The 574-nt window shown below is 61.3% G+C and carries 1 protein-coding gene; it reads right to left on the bottom strand.

Features of this window, described 5'->3' with window-relative positions; all coding sequences use genetic code 11:
• On the bottom strand, positions 1-574 hold a 574-nt coding region (locus tag MOV76_RS39400; RefSeq protein WP_247266617.1), incomplete at both ends, for a carbohydrate ABC transporter permease.

Below are 574 nucleotides of genomic sequence, written 5' to 3'. Positions count from 1 at the left end.
CATGATGCGGCGGAAGATCTGGAAGAAGCTGGCGCCATCGACCTGGGCGGCCCGCACCAGTTCGGTCGGAAAGGCCTCGTAGAAATTGCGGAAGAACAGCGTCGTGAAGCCGAGGCCATAGACGACGTGCACGAAGACCAGATTGACGGTCGGATTGCCGAAGCCGAAGCTCAGGCCCGTGGCATTCTGCAGCGTCATGCCGAAGCGGCCGAGCGAGCCGAGGATCGTTGCCATCGGCAACAGCACCGACTGGAACGGGATGAAGCAGGCAAACAGCATCAGCCCGAACACCAGTGTGTGGCCGGGAAAACGCCATTTGGTCAGGACATAACCGTTCAGCGCCCCCATGATGGTGGAGATCGCGACAGCCGGCACGACCATCTTGATCGAGTTCCAGAAGTAACCCTTGATGCCGGCGCAGGTCAGCCCGACGCAGGTCTCGCCCCAGGCCCTGACCCAGGGGTCGAAGGTCGGCGATTGCGGCAGCGCCAGCATGTTGCCGTTCTGGATCTCGTCCATGGTCTTGAACGAGGTGGTCAGCATGACGAAGAGCGGCATCAGATAGAGGACGGCA

Origin of the sequence: Rhizobium sp. PRIMUS64 (assembly GCF_023006465.1) — a bacterium.
In the GTDB taxonomy this organism is placed as follows: Bacteria; Pseudomonadota; Alphaproteobacteria; order Rhizobiales; family Rhizobiaceae; genus Rhizobium; species Rhizobium leguminosarum.
Note: the sequence above shows the minus strand (reverse complement) of the source record. Positions and strands in the feature narration are given on the sequence as shown.